This window comes from Desulfosporosinus sp. BICA1-9, from assembly GCF_000802135.1.
Genome location: NZ_JUEE01000217.1, coordinates 1 through 10,505, shown reverse-complemented (window position 1 = coordinate 10,505; position 10,505 = coordinate 1). Strand labels below are relative to the sequence as shown.

At 39.1% G+C, this 10,505-nt stretch carries 8 protein-coding genes and 1 pseudogene; 3 read left to right on the top strand and 6 right to left on the bottom strand.

What is annotated here, in order from left to right:
* Nucleotides 1-55: 55 nt before the first annotated feature.
* Nucleotides 56-352, bottom strand: coding sequence for an IS66 family insertion sequence element accessory protein TnpA (locus tag JL57_RS26905; protein WP_034140157.1), 297 nt, complete (start codon nucleotides 350-352; stop codon nucleotides 56-58).
* Nucleotides 353-460: 108 nt separating this feature from the next.
* Here JL57_RS26905 and JL57_RS26900 point away from each other — a divergent pair, with 108 nt between their 5' ends.
* A complete protein-coding gene (locus JL57_RS26900) occupies nucleotides 461-1,429 on the top strand; it encodes a recombinase family protein (protein WP_291300636.1) in 969 nt (322 codons plus the stop codon).
* A 68-nt stretch (nucleotides 1,430-1,497) separates the two neighbouring features.
* The gene (locus JL57_RS35690; protein WP_291300635.1) at nucleotides 1,498-1,662 is read left to right on the top strand and encodes a DUF255 domain-containing protein; all 165 of its coding nucleotides are present in this window, start codon (nucleotides 1,498-1,500) and stop codon (nucleotides 1,660-1,662) included.
* 178 nt (nucleotides 1,663-1,840) lie between these two features.
* Here the strand turns inward: JL57_RS35690 and JL57_RS26895 are convergent, their stop codons facing one another.
* The 5 genes from JL57_RS26895 to bioF form a co-directional block, all read right to left on the bottom strand.
* On the bottom strand, nucleotides 1,841-2,170 hold the full coding sequence (locus tag JL57_RS26895; protein ID WP_034144973.1) for a hypothetical protein: 330 nt from the start codon (nucleotides 2,168-2,170) through the stop codon (nucleotides 1,841-1,843).
* A 77-nt stretch (nucleotides 2,171-2,247) separates the two neighbouring features.
* Nucleotides 2,248-3,588, bottom strand: a complete 1,341-nt coding sequence (bioA, locus tag JL57_RS26890; protein WP_034144972.1) for an adenosylmethionine--8-amino-7-oxononanoate transaminase — start codon at nucleotides 3,586-3,588, stop codon at nucleotides 2,248-2,250.
* A 33-nt stretch (nucleotides 3,589-3,621) separates the two neighbouring features.
* On the bottom strand, nucleotides 3,622-4,302 hold the full coding sequence (gene bioD / locus JL57_RS26885) for a dethiobiotin synthase (RefSeq protein WP_034144971.1): 681 nt from the start codon (nucleotides 4,300-4,302) through the stop codon (nucleotides 3,622-3,624).
* A complete protein-coding gene (gene bioB / locus JL57_RS26880; RefSeq protein WP_034144970.1) occupies nucleotides 4,295-5,266 on the bottom strand; it encodes a biotin synthase BioB in 972 nt (323 codons plus the stop codon). The genes bioD and bioB overlap by 8 nt, the downstream gene beginning before the upstream one ends.
* Entirely contained in the window at nucleotides 5,267-7,186 is a 1,920-nt protein-coding gene (gene bioF, locus JL57_RS26875) for an 8-amino-7-oxononanoate synthase (RefSeq protein ID WP_034144975.1), read from the bottom strand. It abuts the gene before it with no gap.
* Nucleotides 7,187-8,189: 1,003 nt separating this feature from the next.
* Here bioF and JL57_RS26870 point away from each other — a divergent pair.
* Nucleotides 8,190-10,349: pseudogene (locus JL57_RS26870) on the top strand (thioredoxin domain-containing protein).
* The last annotated feature ends 156 nt before the right edge of the window (nucleotides 10,350-10,505 follow it).

Here is a 10,505-nt window from a genome sequence, read left to right as displayed (position 1 = left end):
CGCATGTCCGTGATTCCGCAGGCCAGATAAATCCCATCATAGCTCGTGATGTCCTTCAACATACAGCATCCATGACACAAAGTACATCAGCAAGCAGTTTTGAACTAAACCCCGTTTCAACTGAAACTGTCCATTTACCACAAGTCAGTTTTACTTCGTCTGGGAGGTGTTGCTCCGTTGTCATCATAACGTGTGCCCATTGTGGGGGATCGAGTTGAACTTCTTTGTTAAGTTTCGTGGCCCAAGAAAGATAGCTGTGATAATTGATGTCTTTAACTTTACACCACGCTTTTGCAGTCATCCCGCTGGTCCTACATTCGGCCACCAGCGCCTTACGTTCTTGTTTGTCCATTCGAATACCTCCATTCCTTTGTGTTATGGAGATAGTTTCTCATAGATAAAGCATGTTGACCATGCACCGGTTTATTAAGCGCTTACAGTTAATCGAGAAAGGTATGAAATTTACCGTTACCTCTTACAGAAAATTACTGTTGAGAATTTACCAGCAGACCATGTAGCATGGGATTTAAACAGACAGGGAGTACCGTCACCCAGAAATGGTAGATGGTATGGTAACACTATCCAGCGGATTCTTTTGGATGAAACACATTTAGGTATGGTCATTTCTAATAAGAGTGCTGGTGATGGTCACAAGGTAAAGCGAAGCAAGGACAGCAAGGATGTAATTTATTTTCCAAGGGAAGAATGGGTTATTGTTGAGAACTGTCACGAAGCTGTTAAAACTGAAAAAGAGCATGCTAAAGTGCAAATGTTTTTCTCCAGAGTGATAACAACAACCCCAAAGAAAAGGGGTAGTAGGATATATCCCCTGTCTGGTTTAGTAAAATGTGCAAGGTGTGGTCATACTATGGTAGTTAGATATCGGTCTGATAATAAAACCATAGGACAGATTTTACCCTGCTGGTACAAAGATAAATATGGAACGAAATGTAGCAACAGTGGTGGGAAATCTATGATTGCTCAAACGTTTATATTGGGAGAATTAGCATTGTATGAGAAGGAATTAAGGCTGTCTACATCTGGTGATATTGCTGACAATAAAAGTCTAGTTAAAGAGATTGACATGACCCTTACAGAAATATCCAAGCTAGAACGCAAGGTCACAAAGGTCAACGAACTGGTTGAAGAAGAATTTTACACCATGATAGAGGCAAGGCAGAGAAAAGCTGAAATCAAAGTTGCTCTGGACAGTGCGGAAACTAAACTTAATCTTCTGCAACTAAAGTTAGACAACAGTAAAGAAATGACCGATATCGAACGTCTTAATATCATCGACAAATTTCAGGTTCAAATTACAAAAGGCAATCTTACTGACACAGAATTGAATGAACTGTATAAATCTATAATATCCCACATTGTTTGGAATAGGAAAGATGACACTTATGTAATAGAAGTAAATTTTCTATAGGGACTTAAAGTATATACAGTTGCTCTGGGATATACTATCAGAAATGAACTATAAAGGAGGTGTTGCCCATGATAACCACTCAAAAAATGCCCAATAGATTATCCAAGGAAAAATCACCATATCTTCTTCAACACGCGAATAATCCTGTAGACTGGAATCCTTGGGGAGAAGAAGCTTTTCAGAAAGCGAAGGCTGAGAACAAGCCAATTTTCCTATCTATTGGGTATTCTTAGTGGGTCACGAAGTTTACATGTCACTGGTGGCACTCCTGTTTCTAAAACAAATTGAAGGAAACGAACGAGTTCAGCATTTCTACGCCGAACCCGTTCGTTTCTATTTATAAGCGTTTTCATACCATTCTTTTGAGATATTAATCGCAACTGAATCCTGACCACCATTAACAACACTTCTTCAAAATCCCCCTATACTGAATGGGTTTTTATCATCTGAGACCTCTTGAATTATTACAATAGGGTCTGAAATCAGTCCATATTTTTCATCTTCCGGATACGTCACTGCAATGGTAGGATTATTACCGGCATATGCTATAATACTCTCCATTGAATCCCATTTCGTGCATAGAAAAAAATGAGCGTGTTCTCTTTGCTCAACAATTTTCAAATAGGCGCCCCTGTTTCCCTTAATTGCCAAGGTATCTTCTACTCCAGTTTCATTTTCATATTTTTCAAATGCATCTTTCATTTCAATTGGAACAATTCCATGCCATGTTCTTGATATCATTTTTCATTCACCTCTTCAATTATCGCCAATACATCATCAGGCAAACCCAAATCAATGTAAGAATTTTCGACCAATTCTCAGCCAATAATTCCTTTAATTGACTCAGCACATATTGATACTGCTTTATCTATCTCTTCTTCGTTAATAGTCAATGGTGGATTAAAGTATAGCACGTTCCCAAGTGGTCTTAAGATCAGACCTTTCGCCAAAGCATTTTTGTAAATATGATAACCCATTCTAAGTCTTGAATCATATTCTTCCTTTGTGTTCTTGTCAATTACCAATTCCATAGCATTTACTAAGCCAATATGTCTAATTTCGCCAATATGTGAATGATCAAATAAGGCTCCATTTAATTTATTGTGAAGATATTCTGCTCTTACTGCGGCTTTCTCCAAAATATGATCTTCTCTTAATAGTTTCAGAACGGCCAATGCCGCTGAACAGCCAAGAGGATTTCCACTATAGGTATGGCTATGCATGAATGCCTTTCCTTCATTATAATCTGCGTAAAATGCATCGTAAATTTCATTGGTCGTAATAGTTATAGCCATTGGCATATAACCGCCTGTCAAGCCTTTGGAGATACACATAATGTCAGGGCTTACCTCCGCATAATCAAAGGCAAACATTATTCCTGTTCTGCCAAAACCTGTCGCAATTTCATCTGCAATTAAAAGCACGTGATACTTATCACATAAGGCACGAAGTTTTTTCAAATAGATGGCAGGATAGATTCTCATACCAGCACTTCCTTGGAGCAGCGGCTCTACAATCATTGCACAGGTTTCATCTGCATGTTCAGCAAATGCCCTTTCCGCATGCTCAAAACATTCAACATTACAATCACTTCTGCATTTTCCATAAGGGCATCTATAGCAGTCGGGGGCTTCCACATGAATGGTGTCCATTAACATAGGCTTATATATTTTGGCGTATAAATCCATATTTCCAACCGACAATGCTCCAATAGTTTCTCCATGATACCCTTCTGTCAGACACATGAATTTAGTTTTCTTTTGATGTCCTGTCTGATACTGATATTGAAAGCTCATCTTTAAGGCGCATTCTACCGAGGCAGAACCATTGTCCGAAAAATTAAACTTGGTAAGTCCTTTGGGTATAATCTCCATTAACTGTTCGCAAAGAGCAATGGCCGGTTCATGCGAGAAGTTGGCGAAGATAACGTGCTCTAACTTATCCAGTTGCAACTTTATAGATTTATTAATCTCTGGATTACAATGTCCTAAAAGATTGCACCACCATGAACTTACGATATCGATGTATTCCTTACCTTCTTTATCGTATAAATAGACTCCTTTTCCATGGTCGATAATAATCGGCTTTAGTTCTTCATAATCTTTCATCTGTGAACAGGGGTGCCAGATATACTTTAAGTCCTTTTCTACTAAATTCATCTTTACCCTTCTTTCTGTTTACTTTCAGGGCTGTCAGTCATATAAGTCAACGAGTTTATCTGCATCCATGTTAAGTTCTGTATCATTGTTTTTTATGAAAGCTAATACAGGAAGACCTGTCATGATTTCTACCATCTTTTTATTATCTTCTTCCATAACATTGCCTTCATGGCAATGATTAAATATGATTCCCTTCATTGAAATATTTTTCTGCCTCATATATTCAACCGTCAATACTGCTGCATTTATAGTTCCTAGCCCAGCATCTGCAATAATCACAGTACTTAAATCCAATTCCTCAATTATATCCTCAAGCATAATCTTGATATCGTCATAACGAATAGGACATATGATTCCTCCGCTGCCTTCCACGGTAACATAGTCATATTGGGAGGCTGCTTTCTTGTAGGCAGCCTTAACAACATCCATTTCCACAGGATTGCCTTCTATCCTAGCTGCCAGATGTGGGGAGACTGGCTTTTCATAAACATATGACACAAGATTTTCTATCTTTTCTCCAATATTCGCTACCCGATTAACGTAGTCTGCATCACCTGGAATTAAACCATTCTCTGTAACTTCTGCCCCACTTAATGCAGCTTTATAATATCCTGCCTTGTATCCGGCATCACGAAGTTTTTTCACAATTAACCCCGTAACAAAAGTTTTTCCGACATCAGTTCCCGTTGCTGTAATAAAAATTCCTTTACTCATTCCATAACACAGCCTTATAACCTAATTTCTTTAAGAGTTCCATATCTTGTTCAATAGAAATTCCAGATGTGGTAAGCATGTCTCCTGAAATAGCTGCATTTGCTCCTGACTGGAAACATTTTAATCCCTTGTCCGCTAATAATCCTCGGCCACCTGCAAGACGAATTGAGGCATTCGGCACCAAGAAACGGAATACCGCTACAATTCTGCACATATCCTCATTCGTAAGTTTCTTCACATTTTCGTAAGGAGTCCCGGGAATAGGAATCAGAATATTCACAGGAATCGAACGGATACCTAATTCTCTAATGGTAAGCACCATGTCAATTCTGTCTTCCATGGTCTCGCCAAGTCCCATAATACCTCCGCTGCAGACATTCAAGCCTGCCCTTTTAGCAGCCTTTATCGTCTCAATCTTTTCCTCATAAGAATGGGTAGTACAAACTTTTGGAAAGTTTCTTCTGGAGGTTTCCAAGTTATTATGTACTCTGCTTACGCCCGCCTCTTTCAATTTAATGAACTGTTCTTCAGCCAAAAGTCCAAAGGAAGTACAAACAGCAATCCCTGTTTCGTTTCTAATAACGCGTATGCTTTCACATACCTTATCTACTTCCTGTTCGTTCAGTTTCTTAGACGAGGTAACTATGGAATAACGAAGTACTCCTCTTTGATCGTTGTACTTAGCCTGTTCCACAAGTGTTTCGGTATCCAGAAGTGAATATTCTTCTATTTTAGTACTGGAAAATGCTGATTGAGCACAATATTTGCAGTTTTCGGCACATCTTCCACTCTTCCCATTAATGATGGCACAAATATCAAAGTGGTTTCCGCAAAAGTGTTTTCTTATCTCATTTGCAGCAGAGCAAATTTCTTCTAATGGAGCGTCGGCAATGATCATTGCTTCTTCCTTTGATATCATGGCTCCATTTATTACTTTTTCGTTGTAATGTCGAATACTATTCATTTATTCTTCCCTCCCTCTTTGATACTTGTTGACAATATTCCCAATAGCCTCAGCCGTGCGTTTCAGTTCTTCCTTGGTATGAGTTGACATCAATGTTACTCGAAGCCTCGCGCTCCCTTTCTTAACGGTAGGGTATCGAATAGCTGAAATATAATAACCTTGTTCAAATAATTCCTTCGATATCTCCATTGCTTTTTTCTCATTACCAATAACAATCGGAATAATGGCAGTTTTTGAATCCGCCGCAATTCCCGATTTTCTCAAACATTGACAAAAGTATCGGACATTTTCCTGCAATGCTTGTACCCTTTGAGGCTCATTCATTATTAGTTCAATTGCTTTTATTGAGGATGCCATAACAGCAGGGGACAAGGAGGTCGAAAATATAAAACTTCGTGATTTATTTTTTAGATATTCAATCAAGATTTGTCTTCCACATACAAACCCACCTTCACTTCCAATTGACTTGCTTAATGTTCCCATAATAATATCGGGTTTTTTATCTAGATGGTAATATTCTACTGTCCCTAGTCCTTTTTCACCGATTACCCCTGTGGCATGTGCCTCGTCGATCATAGAAAACAACCCATATTTCTCCGCGATTTCTAATAAGCGCGGCAAATTCACGATATCGCCATCCATGCTAAAAACAGCATCACTTACGATCAATCCTTTCACACACGGATTGGCCTTTATTTTATCTTCTAAGTCGTTCATATCATTATGATGATATACTACAATTTTTGCCTTACTTAATCGGCACCCATCGATGATACTGGCATGATTTAACTCATCGCTAAAGATAATATCATCCTTTGAACAAAGTGCAGAAATAATCCCCAGGTTTGCCATATATCCGGTATTATAAACTAAAGTTGCCTCGGTCTCTTTGAATTTTGCTAATAACTTTTCCAACTGATTATGTATTATGGTTGTACCTGTCGTTAAGCGCGATCCACCCGAGCCTGCACCGTACTCCTCCACAATTTTAATGGTATAGGTTTTTACCTGTGCATCATTCGACATATCCAAATAACTGTTAGAAGCGAGCATAAGCATATCTTTACCCTGAAAGCTGACATGAGCACTTTGGGCTGAAGAAAGTTCATTCATACTTCGGTACAAGTTGTTGTTTTTAAAATTTTCTAATGTATTCTCTATGAAATTCCATTTATTATTCGTAAGGGAACGTACATTTTTAACTAAAACCTTTTGCTTTTCCAGATAGTCAATGCAGCTTTGGACTTCAGAAACTCCCCCCCTATAGAGAAAGATCCTGCCACCATCCTGACTTCCTATTTCTTTAAGTTTTGTAATACGTACATAGCCTGTTTCCTTAGACGCTACATAACCTGTTACATAATCCGGATCATCAGAAATACAAATCTCACCAATAATATTTGGAGCATACGCTACCTTCGTGGCTAATACGATCGCTTCATTATAGTGGTTCTTGACTTCTTTATTTTCTGGCAGGAAAGAATCATCTGCATCCATATAGGTAGCACGAATTCCTCTCTCTTGGTCAGGCTCCAATCTTTCCAAGGTGTCTACATCCAACAAGATAGCGCCCCGCATATTATTGGTTTCGTGTAATTTCTCGACAATTTCCTTGGCATTTCCAATATTCATCTTTTCAAGAATAATTGCTATCCTTGTGAGACCCTCTTGATAATTTTCTACATGAACAGTGCTGACAGGTAATGAATCCAAGTATAAAATATCATCTTTATTCAGATTCTCAATTTTAAGATTAATAAAATTCGCTTTACCTTTGGCATGGTTCAACGCTCTATTTAATAAAGCTTCCAAATATAAACCAATGCTGCCTTCACTTACTATTTTCTCTGCGCCTGAAATATGTTTGTCTATTCCATCTTTGCGATTACTTGCTCTCATTTTCAGACTATATAGCTCCATAACCTTCACCTGATTTCTTAAATCTAAATTTAATCTCCTGTAAAAATTTCCATACCATAATAGAAACATAAAAAAATTAAAAATCTCGAACTTGGAATCATCAAGCACAACACGTAGAGGTTAAAAAATTTTTCACCTTTGTTTCGGTAAAACTCTGTAATTAAATAATATATATTTTCCTTTCTTATTGTCAACTATTTTTTTATAATTAGGTTTACAATGAAGACGGATTTCCGTGACAATTTTAAGTCAGGCTTTTATAGACCAGTTTCAGATTTAAGAAACAGCGCAAATTACATTTCAGAGTTCTCCAAATAAATTAAGAGAGCCAATTTTAATTTTGGTTCTCCCCAATTGAAAGATTGATGAGATAAATTACTTATCACTGATGTCAATCCAATTACTATAACAAAATCTCTTTACTTTTTACAATAAAAACTCCACTAAAATAAATACCCCCCTTTGCCGATTTCACAACAAAGGGAGGTCGCTGTATCTTGACTCAGAAGTGAAAATATAAAAAGCGCTTGTCTATCCAAGCTAATATATTTTGATACATTTGTAATATAGGTCTTTAACGAAGGTTATAATATACTGCCTATTAATCCTTTGACCTTCAATATTCTTCTTTCGTAAAAGCTTAACAGCAACAAAAATACATACAGTGCCATAAATTACCTTCATCTAGAATTCAACAAATTGCTAGAATATTCCTGCCAAATACTAGCTTCAAAAAAACAATAAACCAGAGCATATCAAAGATGTTCTGGTAAAAGAAATTATAAACTTATTTAATTCCCGTTCACAAATCCATATGACTCAACACTTTAACATAATTGACTTTTTGATAACCTCGCTTTAAGGTTAACAAAAAAACCGTTAATTCAGTTAGAAGAAAAATCAAATTGAATTACTCGACATTTTATGGGAATTATAGCTATGTAAAAGGTCATACTAGATTAAATGTTATAAATGAGATTAATTCTAGAGGAGGTGATTGCCCATGACAACAATGAATAAAATACCCAATAGATTAGCTAATGAAAAGTCTCCCTACTTGCTCCAACACGCATATAATCCAGTTAACTGGTATCCATGGAGCGAAGAGGCTTTTCGTATAGCGAAAACAGACAATAAACCTGTTTTTTTATCTATTGGGTATTCGTAGTAGTGTAGTTTACCGACCTGTCACTGGTGCCACGTTATGGAACGGGAATCCTTCGAAGACGATGAAGTAGCAGCCTTACTCAACCGCTACTTTGTCTCCATTAAAGTGGACCGTGAAGAACGCCCGGATGTTGACCATTTGTACATGGCCTTCTGCCAAGCACTGACTGGGTCTGCTGGTTGGCCGCTTACCATTATGATGACGCCCGATAAGAAAAAACCCTTCTTCGCTGGGACTTACTTTCCCAAAACTCAGCGCTATGGCCATAAGGGACTAATGGAGCTCTTAGAACAAGTGGGCATGCTCTGGGAAACGGAAGAAGAAAAATTACGAGAATCTAGCGATCAGATCGTTTCCGCGGTCCAATCCCAGCGATCTCTCCCCACTAAACCAACGACCCTCTCTTCTCCAATCAACGACCTCTCCTCACAGGACGATCAGAGCTCAACGTCCGAAGCATTTCAAGCTTGGGGCAAAGAGGTTATCTCTAACGCTTATGAGATCTTAGCCCACAGCTTTGATGCTCGTTTCGGTGGATTCGGTAGCGCACCAAAATTTCCCACGCCCCATACTCTTACGTTTCTTCTTCGTTATGCTCAAGACCACCCACAGGACAAAGCTCTAGAAATCGTTCGCAAAACCCTTGACGGTATGGCTCGAGGGGGTATCTATGATCATGTTGGGTTCGGATTTGCCAGGTACAGTACAGACGAAAAATGGCTGGTCCCTCATTTCGAAAAAATGCTCTATGATAATGCCCTCCTCGCCTTAGCTTACTTAGAAAATTATCAAGTGAATCGCCTGGAAAAAGATGCCCAAATCGCACATGAGATTTTCAGCTATGTGCTTCGAGATATGACCTCCCCAGAGGGCGGATTTTACTCTGCTGAAGATGCTGACGCCGAGGGAGTAGAGGGAAAATTCCATGTTTGGACTCCCCAAGAAATTGAAGCTGTATTGGACAAAGAGACCGCTGCTAAGTATTGTGCTGTCTATGACATCACTTCAAAGGGTAACTTTGAGGGGAAAAATATCCCCAACCTTTTACTAGGTACTTTAGGGAAAATCGCCCAGGACAACGCGCAATCTGAGAATGACGTTTTACGCTCCTTAGAAAAAGCACGCCAGACCTTATTTGCCACACGTGAGAAACGAATTCACCCCCATAAAGACGATAAAATATTGACAGCCTGGAACGGGCTTATGATTGCGGCGATGGCCAAAGGAGCTCAAGCCCTTGGCAATAACCTCTATCTGGAGGCCGCCGAAAACGCTACAAACTTCGTTCTAAGCCACCTTCGACGCAGTGATGGTCGCCTCTTGGCCCGTTTCCGAGCAGGGGATGCTGCCTACCTCGGGTATTTAGACGATTATGCATTCCTGATTTGGGGACTTCTAGAGCTTTACACCGCTAGTGGTAAACCCCAGCACCTTCAAACAGCGCTTCAACTTCAAGCCGAACAAGATCGACTCTTTTCGGACGAAGAAGGGGGTGGGTACTATCTTACTGGTTCAGATGCTGAAGAGCTTCTTTTCCGTCCTAAAGAAAGCTATGACGGAGCAATTCCTTCCGGTAATTCTATCACTGCGCTCAACCTTTTCCGACTCGCTCGGTTGACGGGTGACGAACGGTGGGAACGTCAAGCTGAACAACAACTTCTTGATTTTCGCCCTGTCCTCGAGGAACATCCCTCAGGATATACAGCTTTTCTGCAAGCCCTCCAGTTTGCACTTCATCCCAGCCAGGAATTGATTTTAGCGGGTTCCCTCGATATGGTAGAGCTGCCAGAAATGCGTGATCTTTTCTTTTCCACGTATCGGCCCTACGCCTCGGTTTTATACCAAGAAGGAAGCCTTGAGGAGGTTGTCCCTTGGATCGAAGATTATCCTGTCATATCAGATCAAATGACAGCCTATCTTTGCCAAAACTTTACTTGTCAACGCCCAGTACATCAGATCGAAGAATTCAGAGCCCTTCTACAAAACTCCTCCTAAGAACATAAAATAAGCCTGCCCTTTGGCAGGCTTATTTTATGTTCTTAGCCTTAATGATCTATTACTTAATGATCTATTACTTAATGATCTATTACTTAATGATCTATTACTTAATGATCTATTACTTAATGATCTATTACTTAATGATCTATTACT

Excerpts from the sequence above, each read along its gene's own strand:
- JL57_RS35690 (WP_291300635.1), top strand. The coding sequence starts at position 1,498 with ATGATAACCACTCAAAAAATGCCCAATAGATTATCCAAGGAAAAATCA.
- bioB (WP_034144970.1), bottom strand. The coding sequence starts at position 5,266 with ATGAATAGTATTCGACATTACAACGAAAAAGTAATAAATGGAGCCATG.
- bioA (WP_034144972.1), bottom strand. The coding sequence starts at position 3,588 with ATGAATTTAGTAGAAAAGGACTTAAAGTATATCTGGCACCCCTGTTCA.
- JL57_RS26905 (WP_034140157.1), bottom strand. The coding sequence starts at position 352 with ATGGACAAACAAGAACGTAAGGCGCTGGTGGCCGAATGTAGGACCAGC.
- bioD (WP_034144971.1), bottom strand. The coding sequence starts at position 4,302 with ATGAGTAAAGGAATTTTTATTACAGCAACGGGAACTGATGTCGGAAAA.
- bioF (WP_034144975.1), bottom strand. The coding sequence starts at position 7,186 with ATGGAGCTATATAGTCTGAAAATGAGAGCAAGTAATCGCAAAGATGGA.
- JL57_RS26895 (WP_034144973.1), bottom strand. The coding sequence starts at position 2,170 with ATGATATCAAGAACATGGCATGGAATTGTTCCAATTGAAATGAAAGAT.